The 18,642-nt window shown below is 70.2% G+C and carries 19 protein-coding genes and 1 rRNA gene; 5 read left to right on the top strand and 15 right to left on the bottom strand.

The features are described 5' to 3' along the window. Window positions 1–11: 11 nt before the first annotated feature. Entirely contained in the window at window positions 12–437 is a 426-nt protein-coding gene (locus ACIBI4_RS07430) for a VOC family protein (RefSeq protein ID WP_399202686.1), read from the top strand. 60 nt (window positions 438–497) lie between these two features. Then, the gene (locus tag ACIBI4_RS07425) at window positions 498–1,091 is read left to right on the top strand and encodes a hypothetical protein (RefSeq protein ID WP_399202685.1); all 594 of its coding nucleotides are present in this window, start codon (window positions 498–500) and stop codon (window positions 1,089–1,091) included. Here the strand turns inward: ACIBI4_RS07425 and hemB are convergent. From hemB to ACIBI4_RS07395, 6 genes are all read right to left on the bottom strand, one after another. Further along, window positions 1,073–2,071 (bottom strand): porphobilinogen synthase, encoded by a 999-nt coding sequence (gene hemB / locus ACIBI4_RS07420; RefSeq protein WP_399202684.1) that lies wholly within the window; start codon window positions 2,069–2,071, stop codon window positions 1,073–1,075. The genes ACIBI4_RS07425 and hemB overlap by 19 nt on opposite strands. Before the next feature lie 88 nt (window positions 2,072–2,159). After that, complete coding sequence (locus tag ACIBI4_RS07415) at window positions 2,160–3,839, bottom strand: uroporphyrinogen-III synthase (RefSeq protein ID WP_399202683.1); 1,680 nt, start codon at window positions 3,837–3,839, stop codon at window positions 2,160–2,162. Further along, window positions 3,836–4,795 (bottom strand): hydroxymethylbilane synthase, encoded by a 960-nt coding sequence (gene hemC, locus ACIBI4_RS07410; RefSeq protein ID WP_399202682.1) that lies wholly within the window; start codon window positions 4,793–4,795, stop codon window positions 3,836–3,838. The genes ACIBI4_RS07415 and hemC overlap by 4 nt, the downstream gene beginning before the upstream one ends. Further along, on the bottom strand, window positions 4,792–6,429 hold the full coding sequence (locus ACIBI4_RS07405; protein WP_399202681.1) for a glutamyl-tRNA reductase: 1,638 nt from the start codon (window positions 6,427–6,429) through the stop codon (window positions 4,792–4,794). Before ACIBI4_RS07405 ends, hemC begins: the two co-directional genes overlap by 4 nt. Continuing rightward, window positions 6,426–7,193: a redox-sensing transcriptional repressor Rex gene (locus ACIBI4_RS07400; protein WP_399202680.1), complete on the bottom strand. Its 768-nt coding sequence runs from the start codon at window positions 7,191–7,193 to the stop codon at window positions 6,426–6,428. Before ACIBI4_RS07400 ends, ACIBI4_RS07405 begins: the two co-directional genes overlap by 4 nt. Before the next feature lie 305 nt (window positions 7,194–7,498). Beyond that, on the bottom strand, window positions 7,499–7,780 hold the full coding sequence (locus tag ACIBI4_RS07395) for a glutaredoxin family protein (protein ID WP_399202679.1): 282 nt from the start codon (window positions 7,778–7,780) through the stop codon (window positions 7,499–7,501). A gap of 105 nt (window positions 7,781–7,885) precedes the next feature. On the opposite strand from ACIBI4_RS07395, the gene ACIBI4_RS07390 reads away from it, so the two are divergent. From ACIBI4_RS07390 to ACIBI4_RS07380, 3 genes are all read left to right on the top strand, one after another. After that, window positions 7,886–8,827, top strand: coding sequence for an HAD family hydrolase (locus tag ACIBI4_RS07390; protein WP_399202678.1), 942 nt, complete (start codon window positions 7,886–7,888; stop codon window positions 8,825–8,827). Window positions 8,828–9,177: 350 nt separating this feature from the next. Beyond that, window positions 9,178–9,987: an ECF subfamily RNA polymerase sigma factor, BldN family gene (locus ACIBI4_RS07385; protein WP_399202677.1), complete on the top strand. Its 810-nt coding sequence runs from the start codon at window positions 9,178–9,180 to the stop codon at window positions 9,985–9,987. 279 nt (window positions 9,988–10,266) lie between these two features. Further along, on the top strand, window positions 10,267–11,454 hold the full coding sequence (locus ACIBI4_RS07380; RefSeq protein WP_399202676.1) for a DUF5667 domain-containing protein: 1,188 nt from the start codon (window positions 10,267–10,269) through the stop codon (window positions 11,452–11,454). Between the two features lie 57 nt (window positions 11,455–11,511). Here the strand turns inward: ACIBI4_RS07380 and ACIBI4_RS07375 are convergent, their stop codons facing one another. From ACIBI4_RS07375 to rrf, 9 genes are all read right to left on the bottom strand, one after another. Continuing rightward, complete coding sequence (locus ACIBI4_RS07375; protein ID WP_399202675.1) at window positions 11,512–12,609, bottom strand: lysophospholipid acyltransferase family protein; 1,098 nt, start codon at window positions 12,607–12,609, stop codon at window positions 11,512–11,514. Between the two features lie 14 nt (window positions 12,610–12,623). Beyond that, entirely contained in the window at window positions 12,624–13,718 is a 1,095-nt protein-coding gene (locus ACIBI4_RS07370) for an NAD-dependent epimerase/dehydratase family protein (RefSeq protein WP_399202674.1), read from the bottom strand. A gap of 223 nt (window positions 13,719–13,941) precedes the next feature. Continuing rightward, entirely contained in the window at window positions 13,942–14,040 is a 99-nt protein-coding gene (locus ACIBI4_RS07365) for a 30S ribosomal protein bS22 (RefSeq protein WP_003948845.1), read from the bottom strand. A 121-nt stretch (window positions 14,041–14,161) separates the two neighbouring features. Continuing rightward, window positions 14,162–14,371, bottom strand: coding sequence for a helix-turn-helix domain-containing protein (locus tag ACIBI4_RS07360; protein WP_176954010.1), 210 nt, complete (start codon window positions 14,369–14,371; stop codon window positions 14,162–14,164). A 130-nt stretch (window positions 14,372–14,501) separates the two neighbouring features. After that, window positions 14,502–15,317, bottom strand: a complete 816-nt coding sequence (locus ACIBI4_RS07355; RefSeq protein WP_399202673.1) for a phosphatase — start codon at window positions 15,315–15,317, stop codon at window positions 14,502–14,504. A 124-nt stretch (window positions 15,318–15,441) separates the two neighbouring features. Further along, window positions 15,442–16,611, bottom strand: a complete 1,170-nt coding sequence (locus ACIBI4_RS07350) for an acetoin utilization protein AcuC (protein ID WP_399202672.1) — start codon at window positions 16,609–16,611, stop codon at window positions 15,442–15,444. Continuing rightward, entirely contained in the window at window positions 16,580–17,779 is a 1,200-nt protein-coding gene (locus tag ACIBI4_RS07345) for an MFS transporter (protein ID WP_399202671.1), read from the bottom strand. Before ACIBI4_RS07345 ends, ACIBI4_RS07350 begins: the two co-directional genes overlap by 32 nt. A 43-nt stretch (window positions 17,780–17,822) precedes the next feature. Next, window positions 17,823–18,467, bottom strand: coding sequence for an HAD family hydrolase (locus ACIBI4_RS07340; protein WP_399202670.1), 645 nt, complete (start codon window positions 18,465–18,467; stop codon window positions 17,823–17,825). A gap of 81 nt (window positions 18,468–18,548) precedes the next feature. Continuing rightward, window positions 18,549–18,642: ribosomal RNA gene (rrf, locus tag ACIBI4_RS07335) — 5S ribosomal RNA — on the bottom strand; the annotation flags it as partial.

Below are 18,642 nucleotides of genomic sequence, written 5' to 3'. Positions count from 1 at the left end.
GGCTCCCGCCCATGACCGAGCAGCCGCAGCCCCCCTTCCCCTTCATCCACCACGTCACCCTCCTCGTGAGCGACTTCAAGGCCAGCGAGCGTTTCTACGCCGCCGCCCTCGCGCCCCTCGACGTCTCCATCCAGGCCTACGAGGGCAACGCCGCGGAGCTCTGGCGTTCCGATGCGGACACGCCCTCCTTCGGGATGTACACCGCGCCGACCCCGCAGGAGGCGACCCGCGGGCTGCACGTCGCGTTCACGGCCCGCAGCCGGGCCGAGGTGGACGCGTTCCACAAGGCGGCGCTCGAATCGGGCGGCACGGAGCGCGAGGCACCGCGGCTGTGGCCCGAGTACCGGGCGTACTGCTCCTTCGTGAACGACCCGGACGGGAACAACGTCGAGGCCGTGTTCAAGGAGGAAAAGGAGGAAGAGGAGGAAGAGGAGTAGTAGAGCGGAGGGAAGCGGAACCCGGTGGCCGGTCCCGGCGTCAGATCCGCGGAGGCGAGAATGATGCGCACACGATCAGCACGGCACTCCCGGCCGGCCACCACCCTCGCCCTGACCCTCGCGACAGCGACCGGCCTGCTCGGCCTGGCCGGCTGCGCGGGGCAGGACGCGGAGGACAAGCCCACCGTCCGTACGCGGCAAGGCAGTTCGTCCTGCAAGGGCCCGCGCGCACCCGAGGCGAAGGACGCCGTCGAGGTCGCGCTGGCCCATATCGACAAGGTCGCGCAGGAGCGCTTCCGGCACGTCTACACCGGCCTGCGCGTCGACCACGACGGCCGGGCCCTCATCCTGTACCGCATACCGGACGCCGCCTTCGACCGCGTCGCCTGCCGCGGCATCCCCGAGAACGTGTCCGTACGCCTGCGCGCCACGACCGCCTCGCAGGCGGAGCTCGAAGCGCTCAAGGACCGTATCGCCGACGACATGAAGCGCTGGGACGGCGAATTCGCGATCCGGACGATCGACGCGGCCGAGGAGGGCCATGTCATGGTCGGCGTGGACAAACCGGAGGTCGCCGAGCCCTTGCTGCGCAAGACCTACGGCGACCTCGTCACCACGGAGTACGTGGACCGGCCTCAGCTCGACCGGAGCTGACGCGCCGCCTCCACCGCCCAGTAGGTGAGGATCATGTTCGCGCCCGCGCGCCGGATCCCGGTGAGGGTCTCCATGATCGCCTTGTCGCGGTCGATCCAGCCCTTCTCGGCCGCGGCCTCGACCATCGAGTACTCGCCGCTGATCTGGTACGCGGCCACCGGCACGTCCACCGCGTCGGCGACCTTCGACAGGACATCGAGATAGGGACCGGCCGGCTTGACCATCACCATGTCCGCGCCCTCTTCGAGGTCGAGCGCCAACTCCCGCAGGGATTCCCGGAGGTTGGCCGGGTCCTGCTGGTAGGTCTTGCGGTCGCCCTTGAGCGAGGAGGCAACGGCCTCGCGGAACGGGCCGTAGAACGCGGAGGAGTACTTCGCGGTGTACGCGAGGATCGACACGTCCTCGTGGCCGGTCTGGTCCAACGCGTCGCGGATGACACCGACCTGACCGTCCATCATGCCGCTGGGGCCGAGCACGTGCGCACCCGCGTCGGCCTGCACCTGCGCCATCTCCGCGTACCGCTCGAGCGTCGCGTCGTTGTCGACCCGGCCCTCGGCGTCGAGAACACCGCAGTGGCCGTGGTCGGTCGTCTCGTCGAGGCAGACGTCGGACATGACGATCAGGTCGTCGCCGACCTCGGTCCGTACGTCACGGATGGCGAGCTGCAGGATCCCGTCCGGGTCCGTGCCCGCCGTCCCGACGGCGTCCTTCTTCTCGTCGACCGGCACCCCGAAGAGCATGATCCCGGAGACCCCGGCCTCGACGGCCTCGACGGCCGCCTTCTTCAGGGTGTCCCGGGTGTGCTGCACGACCCCGGGCATCGACGAGATGGCGACGGGCTCGCTGATCCCCTCCCGTACGAACGCGGGGAGGATCAGATCCGCGGGATGCAGCCGCGTCTCGGCGACCATGCGCCGCATGGCGGGGGTGGTGCGCAGCCGCCGCGGCCGCGTCCCGGGAAACGAACCGTACGTAGTCATCGTGTTCACCTTCTCGTCAACGGGGCCGGCGGGGACAGGCCTCGACGGGGCAGGCGGGGACATACCACCCGCCCCGCCGCACCCGAACCTACTGCGTCGCCACCCGGCGCCGGCGCGCGCCCGGCCGCTTCTCGGACGGCCGCGTCACCGGATCCCCGGCCTCGACGGCCGCCGCGCGACGCGAGGCACCGAACTCCGCCAGCGCCTCGGCCAGCTTGTGCACCGACGGCTCCGGGGCCATCACGTCCACGCGCAGCCCGTGCTCCTCGGCCGTCTTGGCCGTGGCCGGACCGATGCACGCGATCACCGTCACGTTGTGCGGCTTGCCCGCGATACCGACAAGGTTGCGCACGGTGGAGGACGACGTGAAGAGCACGGCGTCGAAGCCACCGCCCTTGATCGCCTCACGCGTGTCCGCCGGCGGCGGCGAGGCCCGCACGGTGCGGTAGGCCGTGACGTCGTCGACCTCCCAGCCGAGGTCGATCAGACCCGCGACCAGCGTCTCGGTGGCGATGTCGGCGCGCGGCAGGAAGACACGGTCGATCGGGTCGAAGACCGGGTCGTACGGCGGCCAGTCCTCCAGGAGACCCGCGGCGGACTGCTCACCCGACGGCACCAGATCCGGCTTCACACCGAACGCGATGAGCGCCGCGGCCGTCTGCTCGCCCACCGCAGCGACCTTGATCCCGGCGAAGGCGCGGGCATCGAGCCCGTACTCCTCGAACTTCTCGCGCACGGCCTTGACCGCGTTCACCGAGGTGAAGGCGATCCACTCGTAGCGGCCGGTCACGAGCCCCTTGACCGCGCGTTCCATCTGCTGCGGCGTACGCGGCGGCTCGACGGCGATCGTCGGGACCTCGTGCGGCACGGCGCCGTACGAGACGAGCTGGTCGGAGAGCGAGGCAGCCTGCTCCTTGGTGCGCGGCACGAGCACCCGCCAGCCGAACAGCGGCTTCGACTCGAACCACGAGAGCTCGTCACGCCGGGCGGCACCGGAACGCTCACCGACCACGGCTATGACGGGCTGGTGCCCCTCGGGCGAGGGCAGCACCTTGGCCTGCTTGAGCACCTGCGCGACCGTGCCGAGCGTCGCGTTCCAGGTGCGCTGCCGCGTCGTCGTCCCCGCGACGGTGACGGTCAGCGGGGTGTCGGGCTTGCGGCCCGCGGACACCAGCTCACCCGCCGCCGCGGCCACGGTCTCCAGGGTCGTCGAGACGACGACCGTGCCGTCGGACGCACCGACCTCGGTCCAGCAGCGCTCGGACGCCGTACGGGCGTCGACGAAGCGCACATCGGTCACGGACCCGTCCCGCAGCGGCACTCCCGCGTACGCGGGCACACCGACGGCGGACGCGATACCCGGTACCACCTCGAAGGGGATACCGGCCGATGCGCACGCGAGCATCTCGTCGGCGGCGTTCGCGTCGAGGCCCGGATCCCCGGTCACGGCACGCACGACCCGCCTGCCGCCCCGCGCGGACGCCATGACAAGATTGGCCGCGTCAGCCGCCGTTGATGATTCGTCAGGCGAGCCCGGCGCAGCCGTGCCCTGCACATCGACGCCCTCGCGGGCGTGAGTGCGGACGACGTCGAGCACTGCGGGCTCGGCGATCAGCACGTCGGCGACGGCGAGTGCTTCGACGGCGCGCAGCGTCAGCAGGCCCGGATCGCCGGGGCCGGCACCGAGGAAGGTGACGTGCCCGGTGGCGGGTGCTGCGGGATAACCCTGGTCGGGATAGCCCTTATTGGCAGAGGCGGTGGGGCTCAATGTGCTCGCTCCCCCATCAGACCGGCCGCACCCTTGGCCAGCATCTCGTCCGCGAGTTCGCGTCCGAGCGCCATGGCCTGGTCATGTGTGGTGGGTACGGGACCGGTGGTGGACAGCTGCACCAGCGCCGAGCCGTCGGTCGTGCCGACGACGCCGCGCAGGCGCATTTCCTTGACAACCTGTCCGTCGGACAAGAGGTCGGCGAGCGCACCCACAGGTGCGGAGCAGCCGGCCTCCAGGGCGGCGAGCAGGGAACGCTCGGCGGTCACGGCGGCCCGGGTGTACGGGTCGTCGAGTTCGCCGAGCATGGCGATGAGGTCCGCGTTGACCGCGGGGGTCTCGATCGCCAGGGCTCCCTGACCGGGAGCCGGCAGAACGGTGTCGACCGACAGGAAGTCGGTCACCTCGTCGGTGCGGCCGATGCGGCTGAGCCCGGCGGCGGCCAGCACGACCGCGTCCAGCTCGCCCTTGCGCACGTATCCGACGCGGGTGTCGATGTTGCCGCGGATCGGCACGGTCTCGATGCGCATCCCGTGATTACGGGCGTACGCGTTGAGCTGGGCCATCCGGCGCGGCGACCCGGTACCGACGCGAGCGCCGTCGGGCAGCTCGGTGAAGGTCAGGCCGTCGCGGGCGATCAGGACGTCGCGCGGGTCCTCGCGGCGCGGCATCGCGGCGACCACCAGGTCGTCGGGCTGCGCGGTCGGCAGGTCCTTGAGCGAGTGCACGGCGAAGTCGACCTCGCCGGCGAGCAGCGCGTCGCGCAGCGCGGTCACGAAGACCCCGGTGCCGCCGATCTGCGCGAGGTGCTCACGCGAGGTGTCACCGTAGGTGGTGATCTCGACGAGCTCGACCTCGCGGCCCGTCAACTGGCGTACGGCGTCGGCCACATGACCGGACTGGGCCATGGCGAGCTTGCTGCGCCTGGTCCCGAGCCGGAGTGCTTGCTGGGTCATGCCCGCCCCTTTTTCTTGATCTCGGCGAGGTATGCGGGTCCGGCCTTCGACACGGCTGCCACCGTCTCGGGGTCGAGGTCGAACAGGGTGCGCAGCGCGTCCGCGTACCCGGCACCGCCGGGCTCGCCCGCGAGCTGCTTGACCCGCACGGTCGGAGCGTGCAGGAGCTTGTCGACGACGCGGCGCACGGTCTGCACGACCTCGGCCTGCTGTCGTTCGTCCAGGTCGGGAAGGCGTCCGCGCAGCCGCGCCACCTCGTTGTCGACCACCTCGGCGGCCATGGTGCGCAGCGCCACGACGGTCGGCGTGATCTGCGCGGCCCGCTGCGCGGCGCCGAACGCGGCGACCTCGTCGGCCACGATGCCGCGCACCATGTCGACGTCGGCGGCCATCGGGGCGTCGGCGGAGGCCTCGGCGAGCGACTCGATGTCGACGAGGTGCGCCCCGGCGATCGCGTGCACGGCGGCGTCGATGTCCCGCGGCATCGCGAGGTCGAGCAGCGCGAGGCGCACACCCGGGTGCGGGACATGAGCCTTCGCCCCATCCCGAACGAGACCGGCCTCGCGCTCAAGCGCGGTGCCGTTGTCCGCCCAACTGCCGTGCAGATCGAGGGAGTCGGCGTGCCCGGCGTCGTCGAGCCCGACCGGGCAGGCCTCGTGGCCCTCGTGCGTGACGTCGTGCCCCTCGGCGATCCGCCCGTCGCGCGCGGCCGCGGCGGCCAGGCGTGCGACGAGGCTGCCGTCGGGCGCGCGCAGATCGGAGGAGTGCGCGGCGTGCGCGCCGACGGCGGCGGGCACCGGACCGGCGAGCGCGGTGGTGATCACGTCCGCGGTCAGGACGAGACCTGTCGCGCCGGTGCAGGAGACGGCGATGTCGACTCGTGTCAGCTCATCGGCCACGGCGTCCATGGCCACGGCCCGCGCGGCCAGCGCGGGGTGCTGCTCGACGAGCAGCTCGGCGAGGTGCTGGGCCCGCTCGTAGGTCCGGTTGGCGACGACGACCTCGGCGGCGCCGACCCGCGCGAGCGTGGCCGCGGCGAGCGAGGACATCGAACCGGCACCGATCACCAGGGCGCGCTTGCCGGCGGCCCACTCGGCGACCGGACGCCCGTCCGCGAGCTGCTCGAGACCGAAGGTGACGAGCGACTGCCCGGCCCGGTCGATCCCGGTCTCGGAGTGCGCGCGCTTGCCGACCCGCAGGGCCTGCTGGAAGAGATCGTTGAGCAGCCGGCCCGCGGTGTGCTGCTCCTGCGCGTTGGCCAGCGCGTCCTTGATCTGCCCGAGGATCTGGCCCTCGCCGACGACCATCGAGTCGAGCCCGCAGGCCACCGAGAACAGGTGGTGGACGGCCCGGTCCTCGTAGTGCACATAGAGATACGGAGTGAGCTCCTCGAGCCCGACACCGCAGTGCTGGGCGAGCAGCGTGGAGAGCTCGGCGACACCGGCGTGGAACTTGTCCACGTCGGCGTAGAGCTCGATCCGGTTGCAGGTCGCGAGCACCGCGGCTTCGGCGGTGGGCTCGGCGGCCACCGCGTCCTGCAGCAGCTTCAGCTGGGCGTCCGCGCTCAGGGCAGCCCGCTCCAGCACACTCACGGGTGCGCTGCGGTGGCTGAGACCGACGACGAGGAGACTCATGCGGGCATCACGGCGGGTACGTCCCCGTCGGGTCCCTTCCGGTCGCCCTGCTCGGCGGCCGTCCGCGCGGCGGGCGCTGCGGCACCGGCCGCTTCGCTCTCCTCGCCGGCCTTGCGCTGCTCGTGGAACGCGAGGATCTGCAGTTCGATCGAGAGATCGACCTTGCGCACGTCCACGCCGTCGGGCACCGAGAGCACGGTCGGGGCGAAGTTCAGGATCGAGGTGACACCGGCGGCGACCAGACGGTCGCAGACCTGCTGGGCGGCACCGGCGGGCGTCGCGATGACACCGATCGACACACCGTTCTCGTCGATGATCTTCTCCAGATCATCGGTGTGTTGCACGGGCATCCCGGCGACGGGCTTCCCGGCCATCGCGGGGTCGGCGTCGATCAGCGCGGCCACCCGGAACCCGCGGGACGCGAAACCGCCGTAATTGGCAAGCGCCGCACCGAGGTTACCGATACCGACGATCACGACGGGCCAGTCCTGCGTGAGCCCGAGCTCGCGGGAGATCTGGTAGACGAGGTACTCGACGTCATAGCCCACGCCACGCGTCCCGTAGGACCCGAGGTAGGAGAAGTCCTTGCGCAGCTTCGCGGAGTTGACCCCGGCGGCAGCCGCGAGCTCCTCGGAGGAGACCGTGGGAACGGAGCGCTCCGACAGCGCGGTCAGGGCGCGCAGATACAGCGGAAGCCTGGCGACGGTGGCCTCGGGAATCCCTCGGCTGCGGGTCGCCGGTCGGTGAGTTCGGCCAGTTGCCACGGTGCTCCTGCGGGTAGAGCGGGGCTGCAGGCGGTCTTGTGTCCCTGGACCGCCCCGTCGAATGCAGGCTATGTCTTTGTGAACGCGTGCACAAAGATGGTGTCCGATTTGCCCGGCCAAAGTGACCGGGGTCACGCACGAGTTGTGCGCCGGAGTGGAACCAAAGCGACGACCGGCGCGACACCGCGCTCTCGACATACGAAACAGGGGCAAAACCGCACACACTCCTCACGATTCCTCGCCCCCGAGACCAAACCGCCCCCGATCCTAAAGGACTTTCCGGGCACCGGACCCTCACCGGACGCTCACGCGACGCCGAGCGCGCGCCGCAGCCGGTCCGGATCCACCTTCCAGAAGTCATGCTGTTCGCCGTCCACCAGGACCACCGGAATCTGCTCCCAGTACTTACGGCGCAACTCCGCGTCCTGCGTGATGTCCTCCATCACCAGTGAGGCCCCGGTCTCGGCGCACACGCCACGGACCACCTCCGCCGCCACCTCGCAGAGATGACACCCCGGCTTCCCGATCAAGGTGACCGTGCTCTGCGCCGGGTTCTTCCTCGGACTCCGCCGAAACAGTGGGCTCATTCCCCCATTGTCCAACCCCGCGCCCCCGGCCGGTTTAACGCTTCGGTAGCGCACTGTTCACAGCCCGCATCCGGCACGCCCGCCCGAAATAGCTATGCTCACGACATGGCCGCTCTGGGATGGCTCACCCCCCGTAGGCGCTCCGCCACCGCGCGCAGCGTCCTGGCAGGCGAGGCCTCGGCCGAGGCCGCCCGCAAATCCGAGCAGGAACTGCACGAGCAGTACGAGCAGGACCAGCCCGCCGCCGAGGAGGAGACGCCCTTCCCCGTGGAGGGCGACGACAGAGCCGCCGCGTTCTTCGACCTCGACAACACGGTCATGCAGGGCGCCGCGATCTTCCACTTCGGCCGCGGCCTGTACAAGCGGAAGTTCTTCCAGCGCCGCGAGCTCACCCGCTTCGCCTGGCAGCAGGCCTGGTTCCGGCTGGCCGGCGTCGAGGACCCGGAGCACATGCAGGACGCCCGCGACAGCGCCCTGTCCATCGTGAAGGGCCACCGCGTCTCCGAGCTGATGTCCATCGGCGAGGAGATCTACGACGAGTACATGGCCGAGCGCATCTGGCCCGGCACCCGCGCCCTGGCCCAGGCCCACCTGGACGCGGGCCAGAAGGTCTGGCTGGTGACGGCCGCCCCCGTCGAGATCGCCACGGTGATCGCCCGCCGCCTCGGCCTCACCGGCGCCCTCGGCACCGTCGCCGAGTCCGTCGACGGCGTCTACACCGGCAAGCTGGTCGGCGAACCGCTGCACGGCCCCGCGAAAGCGGAAGCCGTACGGGCGTTGGCCTCCGCCGAGGATCTCGACCTCGACCGCTGCGCCGCGTACAGCGACTCGCACAACGACATCCCCATGCTGTCGCTCGTGGGACATCCGTACGCGATCAATCCCGACAGCAAACTCCGCAAGCACGCGCGCGAGCGGGACTGGCGGCTGCGCGACTACCGGACGGGCCGCAAGGCGGCCAAGGTCGGCATTCCGGCCGCGGCCGGCGTCGGCGCGCTCGCGGGCGGAACGGCCGCCGCCATCGCGGTCCACCGCCGCCGTCGCTGAGACGACCCGCATATGCGCGCGAATCGGCGCGCCACACCGGCAATCCCTGTCTCTTACCCGCGCACCGCTCCCGCCAGTCGTCTTGACGCGACCTCGCGGAAAGTGACCACAACAGGCCCTGGGCAAAGACAGATCACGGTCTCATCTGATCAACAACCGGTCACTCAGTGGTACTTGAACCGCCCGCACTAGGTAACAGAAGAGACGGAACCGGTGATTTGAGCAACTGGGTGTAGTGCTGCCTGTACGAAGCGTTATTCTCCTCAGACGCATTGAGGACCCCACCAGTCGCTACGACGGGTGAACGGTCCACCACTGCACGTGATGGAAGCTCTGCCTCTGGGAGTCCCGTGTACCCACACGTCGGGGTTGACGCCTCGGGCCTGGCTACGCTGCGCGCAACGGTCCAATCGCATCTGGACCTGTTGCGCGGCTTCGTCCCCACCGCGTACGCCGTCCCCGCCTTCGCCGTGCCGGTCGCTGTCGCAAGCGGCCCGGCCGGTCCCTGCTATGCGCTGGCCGAGAGCAGTACCGCCTCGGTCGGCAGACGTCGGCGCACCACGGGAGGTACGTCCACGACCACCCGCCGCCCCGCCGCCGACAGTGACAGCGCGCGCATGATGGAGCTCGTCGAGCGCGCCCAGGCCGGCGAGGCGGATGCCTTCGGCCGGCTGTACGACCAGTACAGCGACACGGTGTACCGGTACATCTACTACCGCGTCGGCTCCGGCGGAAAGGCCACCGCGGAGGACCTGACCAGCGAGACCTTCCTGCGCGCCCTGCGCCGGATCGGCACCTTCACCTGGCAGGGCCGCGACTTCGGCGCCTGGCTGGTGACCATCGCGCGCAATCTGGTGGCCGACCACTTCAAGTCGAGCCGCTTCCGGCTCGAGGTCACCACCGGCGAGATGCTCGACGCCAACGAGGTGGAGCGCAGCCCGGAGGACTCGGTCCTCGAGTCCCTCTCCAACGCGGCCCTGCTCGAAGCCGTCCGCCGCCTCAACCCGCAGCAGCAGGAATGCGTGACCCTGCGCTTCCTCCAGGGTCTGTCGGTCGCCGAGACCGCACGGGTCATGAACAAGAACGAGGGCGCGATCAAGACCCTCCAGTACCGCGCCGTGCGCACCCTGGCCCGCCTCCTTCCGGACGACGCACGCTGAGCGGGCGCGCCTCACGCGCCTCACGAGCCCCTCTCCCCCCACGGCCCGTAACTCCCAACTCACCCCTTGTGACGAGCGGATGCCTCACTTCAAGAGACAGCGGTCCGATCATCTTTCGTCCGTAACCCAAGTGCCGCGACGGTCGTTGTGCGGGATGCAGGCTCCCTGTGGTCGCAGCCTGGACGGGTCCCCTCACTCGTTGGAGTGGACCCGCGCCGGGCGTGCAACCCTCAGGACCCCCTGGGGAGTCGGACGTCTTGATGAGAGGAGGTGCCGCCAGTGATCGCGAATGTCTCGGCACACCGGCGGGCGAACGCCTTCGCCCAGGCCCTGGAGGATCAGTCCGACCAGGGCACGGCGGCCGCACAGCAGTCGCAGGCGACTGACCGGTCCGAACCCTCGGAGCAGGGCCGGATGCTGGCCTTGGCGGACGGTCTCGCCGAGCTGCCCAAGCCCGAGCTCGACCCCGAGGTCAAGGTCGTGCAGCGGGCGCAGCTCGTGGCCGCGATGGAGGCGATGTTCGCGGGCGGCGAGGCTTCGGTTCCGGAACAGCGCGCACGCAAGGGCGCCCACCGGGCGAGCCCGGCGAGCAGATTCCGGCCGCGGTCCCGTCTTTCCAAGGGCATCGCCGCGGGCGGGCTCACCGTCGGCGTGGCCGCCGGAGCGTTCAGCGGCGTCGCCGCCGCCAGCTCCGACGCCCTGCCGGGCGACTCGCTGTACGGGCTGAAGCGCGGCATGGAGGACTTCAAGCTCGGCCTGGCCGACAATGACTCCTCGCGTGGCGAGCTCTACCTCGACCAGGCGTCCACGCGCCTGTCCGAGGCGCGCCGCCTGATGGAGCGCGGCCGGTCCGGCCCCCTGGACCACGAGTCGCTGGGCGAGGTGCGACGCGCGCTGAACGGGATGAAGCACGACGCCTCCGAGGGCCACCGCCTCCTCAGCGAGGCCTATGCCCGGGACGGCTCGCTCGCCCCCATCCAGGCGCTCTCCACGTTCTCGCAGTCGCACCGCGGCAGTTGGAGCGCTCTGCGCAGTGCGCTGCCGCCGCAGCTGACGGATGTGGGCGATGAGGTCGCCTCGGTCTTCGACGCCATAGAGCGTGAGGTCGGCCCGCTGGAGTCCCTGCTGCCCACCCCGCCCTCATCGGGCGGCGGCAAGGAGCAGCCGGGCCGCGGCACCGACAGCGGCCGCCCGGAAGGGGACGAGCGCTCGACGCCCAGCACCGCGGGGACGGAGGGCAGCAGCCCCAGCGGCGAGAGCAAGCCCAAGCCGCCGCCCAGCGCGGGCGAGGAGGAGGACGGCCTCCTCGGCGGCTCCACCGGCGGTCTCCTCGACCCGCCGAAGGACGAGGCGAGCCCCAGCCCCTCCGGCAAGGGCAGCAAGTCCCCGGAGCCCGACATCACCCTGCCTCCGCTCCTGCCGGGCCTCCTTCCGGGCCTCGGCATCGATGGCGAGGACGCGGAGTAGCAGGTCGTACGAAGGTGGGCACCCTTTGCGAAAAGGGTGCCCACCTTCGTCATGTCCTCAGAAGAACACCGACCGCCGCTGCACCAGCAGCTTGTACAGCGTGTGCTGTATCTGCTCCCGCACCTGATCCGTCAGGTTGAACATCAGCATCGGGTCCTCCGCCGCCTCCGGCGGATATCCGTCCGTCGGGATCGGCTCACCGAACTGGATCGTCCACTTCGTCGGCAGCGGTACGGCACCGAGCGGCCCGAGCCACGGGAACGTGGGCGTGATCGGGAAGTACGGGAAGCCGAGCACCCGCGCCAGCGTCTTCGCGTTCCCGATCATCGGGTAGATCTCCTCCGCCCCGACGATCGAACACGGCACGATCGGCGTCCCGGCCCGCAGCGCCGTCGACACGAAGCCGCCCCGCCCGAAGCGCTGCAGCTTGTACCGCTCGCTGAACGGCTTGCCGATCCCCTTGAACCCCTCGGGCATCACACCCACCAGCTCACCGGCCTCAAGCAGCCGCTGCGCGTCCTCCGCGCACGCGAGCGTATGCCCGGCCTTGCGGGCCAGCTCGTTGACCACCGGCAGCATGAACACCAGGTCGGCCGCGAGCAGCCGCAGATGCCGCTGGTCCGGATGGTTGTCGTGCACGGCGACCTGCAGCATCAGACCGTCGAGCGGCAGGGTCCCGGAGTGGTTCGCGACGATCAGCGCACCGCCGTCGGCCGGGATGTTCTCGATCCCCTTCACCTCGACCCGGAAGTACTTCTCGTACACGGGCCGCAGCAGGGACATCAGGACCTGGTCGGTGAGCTCCTCGTCGTACCCGAACTCGTCGACCTCGTACTCCCCGGTGATCCGCCGCCGGAGGAACGCGAGCCCGCCGGCGAGCTTCCGCTCCCAGCCGCCCCCGCCACCGGTCGACGCGGGCACCTCGGCCCGCGCGGACGCCTGCTGCCCCTGCCCGGGCACCGCCTGCACCGGCTGCTCGGAGGCCCCGCGCACTTCCCGTACGGAGACGGGCTCGGCGGCACCGGAAGCCGTACCCGAAGTACCCGAAGCACCCGGCCCCGCACGCCGCGACGACCGCCGCCGCCCCGGTCCCTGCCCCTTGGCACCACCGCGCGACCGGTCGTCGTCGAACGGAATGACCTTGGCGTCCGCCATTGCTCCTGCGCTCCTCAGTTGGCGCTCTGCGTCGGGTGCGTACTGCTGTCGCCGCCTGATCCCCCGGCCGCCGCGCCGCCGCCCGAGGGCAGCACCGTGGCGACCCGATCGACCGCCGCGGCCAGGGCCTCGGGCGGCAGCAGCCCGGGCCCGCGGCTGCGGGCGAAGTCCGCGAAGGTCTCGGCGGTGCCGTACTTCGGCCGGAACCCCAGTGTCTCGCGCATCTGCACCGTCGAGACGACCCGGCCGTGTGTGAGCAGCCGTACCTGCTCCGGCGAGAAATCCGTCAGCCCGACCGTGCGCAGCGCGGTCCCGGCCCAGGTGACGGCGGGCAGCAGCACGGGCACGGTCGGCCGGCCGAGGCGCCGCGAGCACTGGGAGAGCAGCAGCACCCCGTCCCCTGCCACGTTGAACGTCCCGCTGTTCAGGGTGCCGCGGACGGGATCGTGTGACGCGATCCGCAGCACCTCGATCACATCGTCCTCGTGCACGAACTGCAGCCGCGGGTCATAGCCGAACACGGTCGGCAGGACGGGCAGCGAGAAGTACTCGGCGAGCGGGGTCTCGGCGGTCGGCCCGAGGATGTTGGCGAAACGCAGCACGCAGACGGCCACGTCGGGCCGGCGCCGGGCGAAGCCGCGCACGTACCCCTCGACCTCGACCGCGTCCTTCGCGAAGCCGCCGCTGGGCAGCGACTTGGGCGGTGTGGTCTCCGTGAACACGGCGGGGTCGCGCGGCGCCGAGCCGTAGACATTGGTCGAGGACTTGACCACGAGCCGCTTCACCGTGGGCGACTTCTGGCAGGCACCGAGCAGCTGCATCGTGCCGATGACGTTGGTCTCCTTGACCGAGCCACGGCTGCCGCCGCCGAACGGCGTCCCGCTGACGTCCATGTGCACCACGGTGTCCACGGAGTGCTCGGCGAGGACCCGCGCGATGGCGGGCTGGCGGATGTCGGCCTGGACGAAGTCCGCGCCGCCGAGCAGATGCGCGGGCGCCTGCGCGTCCACGGCGATCACCCGGTCCACCTCGGGGTCGCGCTGGATCCGCCGTACGAAACGACCGCCGAGCTGCCGGGCCACCCCGGTGACGAGCACGACCTTGCCCAAGATCAGCTCCTGCCTTCCCCGTGTACCGCCCCGTAGAACCGCGCGCCATCGCCACCGTATCGGGTCGATGTTGCGCTGTGATGACCGACCGATGCACGAAGTGACCACAGCCACAGGAAACGGGAAACGGGGGCCGGAAACGACCGGAAACGAAAGGCCGGAAAACGGCTGTGGCCCTCCCACCGGACGGTGAGAGGGCCACAGAGCGCTGTTCCAGCGTCGCTTACTTCTTGTTGCGACGCTGAACGCGAGTGCGCTTGAGCAGCTTGCGGTGCTTCTTCTTGGCCATCCGCTTACGCCGCTTCTTGATAACAGAGCCCACGACTACCCTCGCTCACTTCTCTTCACTCGGTGCGGGGCAGACTAGGCCCACACGACCTACGAGGGGCAAGCCTACCCGCCCGAGCTCCAAGCCCGTAATCGAGGTTCCCGCGAGGGCTCGATCAGGCCGTCTCCACCCCCACATAGGAATCGCGAAGGTACTCGTGAACCGCGTTCTCCGGGACTCGGAAGGACCTCCCCACCCGGATCGCGGGCAGATGACCGCTGTGCACCAAGCGGTACACGGTCATCTTCGATACGCGCATCACCGAGGCGACTTCCGCCACGGTCAGGAACGCCACCTCGGAAAGAGGCCTCTGGTCAGCAGCCATGACACACCTGAACCTTCCGCACATGGACGGGCACCGGCTTCCCCTTCCGGTGACTCCTCGTCGCCATGCGCTCACTCCCCAGAGTAGGGGCGGGTGGTGCGAGTGGGGAAGAGGTGCTGCGATCGGTCCTCTACTGTGACAGACCCGCCCGATTGAGTACGTAGCGAGTAAGCGGTCGGTAGTAATCAGACCGCACAGCGTCATCAAGCGGAACGGCGACGGACACGCGCCCCTCGGCCTCTCCGACGAACAGCGCCGGATCATCCGTATCTGCCAGGCCGATCGCCTCAATACCCAGCTGACCTGCACCGCAGACCCATCCGTGGTCCCCCACGACAAGGCCGGGCAGCGGTCCGCGGGCAGCCGCGGCGGCACCCAGGGCGGTCCGAACCGGCAGCGGGGAGTGACTGTGTGCGCCCGGCTCACGCCCGGCGCCTTCCGCGCCGGCTTCGCGCAGCAGCGCGACTCCTCGTACGTAATCAAGGTTGTACGTGCGTAGACCAAACCGAGTCGTTATGTCGACACTGCAACCCTGCGCAGGGGTGAGAACAGCACATCCCGCCGCCGACAGAGCGTCTGCCAGGGCACCGTAGAAGCCGAGAAGCCGGTGCGGATGGCCGGTCCCGAAGAGCACCGGGAGCTGACGCTCCGCAGCCGCCGCGAGCCGTGCGGCGAAGGCGTTCAGGGCCGCGAGGGTGAGCTCGGGGTCGATGACATCGCCGCCCTCGCACTCCCGCGGGTCGGGCGAGACTCCGCACCTGTCGGCCATCAAGGCCAGCAAGTCCCCTGCCGCCCAAGCTCCTTGAGGATCGAGCCCGAGGAGCATTCTGGGGTCCCGGGCCGCGAACAGCCGATAGTTGCGGAGAGATTTCTCCCGCGAGGTGGCGATGGGGCCGGCGAGCCGGGCCGCCAGCAGATGCGCGCGTAAGGCGCCGGCGCTCAACACCCCTTGATGTTGGCGCAGTTGACGGCATGAAGGCCCCAAAACAAACTAAATACCCCACAGTTGGGCTAACAACGCCCTGTGCCGCGCGCCGCGCCTCGTCCGCGGGCCCGGCGCACTCCCGCGCTCAGGCCAGCAGCCCTCGCTGCGGGAACACCGCCCGCCGCGTGGCCAGGATCGTCTGGTCGAGCCGGTCCGCCGGGTCGTAACCCGACGCCCAGTCCAGCCACTTCGGGGTCCGCCCGTCCGTCATCCGCGCCGGCGCCAACTGCCGCGTCCGCGCGAAGACTTCATGCCGCCACTCCTCCGGCACCTCGGCCGCCGGATCGACCGGCGCCCCCGCGGCGATCGCCGTCAGATGCGTCCACGACCGCGGCACGACATCGACGATCGCGTAGCCCCCGCCGCCGAGCGCAAGCCACCGCCCGTCCGCGTGCTCATGCGCCAGATCATGACAGGCGGACTGCACCATGCGCTGCGCGTCCAGCGAGATCGCCAGATGCGCCAGCGGATCCTCGAAATGCGTATCGGCCCCGTGCTGTGTGACCAGCACCTGCGGCCGGAAGTCCCCGATCAGCTCGGGCACCACGGCATGGAAGGCCCGCAGCCACCCCGCGTCGCTGGTCCCCGCGGGCAGCGCCACATTCACCGCACTGCCCTCACCCGCCCCGCCCCCGGTCTCCTCGGGCCAGCCGGTCTGCGGGAAGAGGGTCCGCGGGTGCTCGTGCAGCGAGATCGTCAGGACGCGGGGGTCGTCCCAGAAGGCCGCCTGCACCCCGTCCCCGTGATGCACGTCGACATCGACGTACGCGACCCGCTCGGCGCCCAGCTCAAGCAGCCGCGCGATCGCCAGCGCCGCGTCGTTGTAGATGCAGAAACCCGCCGCGCCCCCGGGCATCGCGTGGTGCAGTCCGCCCGCGAAGTTCACCGCGTGCGCCACGTCACCGCGCCAGATCGCCTCGGCCGCCGCCACGGACTGCCCGGCGATCAGCGCGGACACCTCGTGCATGCCCGCGAACGCAGGATCGTCGGGCGTCCCGATGCCGTACGAAGGATCCGCGGCGCCCGGATCCGCGGACGCCGCCTTCACCGCGGCGATGAAGTCCTCACGGTGCACCAGCTGAAGCGTCGAGTCCCCGGCCGGCTGCGCGGCCACCACCTTCAGCTCCTGGTCCAGGCCGAAGGCGCCGATCAGCTTCCTGGTCAGGTCCAGTCGTACGGGATCCATCGGGTGCTCGGGCCCGAAGTCGTACCCCGTGACTGCGTCATCCCACATCAACTGCGCGCGGCCGCTCATGTCCCTCACCGTATCGGTCGGCACCGGCCGCGAAGGACCGGGCGTACACCAGCGTCAGCAGCACCAGGACCATCGGCACGAGCATCGCGCCCCGGTAGCTCCACGCGTCCCCGATCGCCCCGACGAGCGGCGAACCGATCAGGAAGCCCACGTAGTTGAAGATATTCAGCCGCGCGATCGCCGTATCCGAATCCTCGGGGAACATCCGCCCGGCCGCCGCGAACGTCTGCGGCACGATCACACACAGCCCGAACCCGAGCAGCGTGAACCCGGCGATCCCCGTCCACGCCCCGGGCGCCACGGCCACTACCGCAAAGCCGAGCGCCGCGAGCACCGTCCCGCCCCGCACCACGGACACCGCACCGAACCGGCGCACCCCGAGATCCCCGACGGCCCGCCCCAGCAGCGTCGTCACCATATAGACGTTGTAAGGAACGGTCGCGACCTCATCGGAGCTGCCGAGCACGTCCTCCAGATACTTCGCGCTCCAATTGGAGACGGTCGAGTCCCCGATATACGCGAACGTCATCACCAGGCACAGCGGCAGCAGCGCCTTGAACACCACGGGCTGCGCGACACCCTTGCCACCCTCGGCGGCCGCGGGCCGGCCCCCGTCCGCGTACCACCGGCTCCCGATCAGCGCCGCCGGCGCAAGAACCACCACCACCGGCAGATACGACACGAACAGCGAGAGATCCCAGTGCGCCCCCACCCAGGCGAGCGAGGCCCCGACGATCCCGCCGAGGCTGTACGCCGCGTGGAAACCGAGCATGATGCTGCGCCCGTACGCGTGCTGCAGGCTCACCCCGATCATGTTCATCGAGGCATCCAGCGCACCCACCGCGAGCCCGAAGGCCCCGAGCGACAGCGCGACCTCCCACAGCTCGCTCCCCGCACCCACACCGAGCAGCGAGAGCAACACGACCGGCTGCGACCACCGCAGCATCAGCCGCGGCTCGATCCGCTTCACCAGATGCTCGGTCACGACACTGCCGACACCGGCGAGGACCGGCACGGCGGCCAGGAAGGCGGGCAGCAGCCCGTCGGATATCCCGTACCGGTCCTGGATCGCCGGAATCCGGGTCACGAGCAGCGCAAAGGTCACGCCCTGCACGAAGAAACTGAACACCAGGGAGGCTCTGCCCTGCCGCAGCCGCGCTTCTGTCATGGCCGCACAGCGTAGAGCCGCCGCCTACCGACGGGTAGATGGATCAGCGCAACAATTCGAGCAACTGTCCCATGTCGAAGAAGTACGCGTTGGCCCCGGCCAGCCGCTCGGAGGGAGTCATCGCCGTATACGCGTACACATCCATCCCCGCAGCCCGCGCGGCCTGCACGCCGAGCGGACTGTCCTCGACGACGGCACAGCGCTCCGGCGGCACCCCCATCTGGTCGGCGGCGTGCAGAAACAGGTCCGGCGCGGGCTTCCCCTGCCCCACGTCCTCGGAGCTGAAGATCCACTCCTCCTCGAACCACTGGTCGAGCCCGGTCGTGCGGTGTCCGACCCGGATCCGCTCGTGACTCCCGGAGGAGGCCACACAGTACGAGATCCCTTCGGCGGTGAGCTTCCCGAGCACATCCTCGGTGCCGGCGACGGGCGTGAGCTCCCGCTCGAACGCGGAGAACACCCGCTGATGCAGGTTCTCGTCGAAGTCGGCCGGCAGCTCCTGACCGGTCCGCTCGCGCACGAGGTCGTGCACGCGGTGCACGGCGGCCCCCATGTAGTCCCTGAGCGATTCCTCGTACGTGGTGGGGTGACCGAGCTCGGTCAGGTACTGGGCGAGGATGGTGTTGGAGATCGGCTCACTGTCCACGAGGACGCCGTCGTTGTCGAAGATCACCAGGTCGTAGCGCATACGACGAACTGTAAACGGACAGAACGCAAAAAAGCCTCAACCCCCAGACAATGTCTGGGGGTTGAGGCTTTATCAAAATTAGTTCGGCGGCGTCCTACTCTCCCACAGGGTCCCCCCTGCAGTACCATCGGCGCTGTGAGGCTTAGCTTCCGGGTTCGGAATGTAACCGGGCGTT

The sequence above is a fragment of the Streptomyces sp. NPDC050418 genome (genome assembly GCF_044458745.1).
Taxonomy (GTDB): Bacteria; Actinomycetota; Actinomycetes; order Streptomycetales; family Streptomycetaceae; genus Streptomyces.
This window is presented reverse-complemented; position numbering and strand designations above follow the sequence as displayed.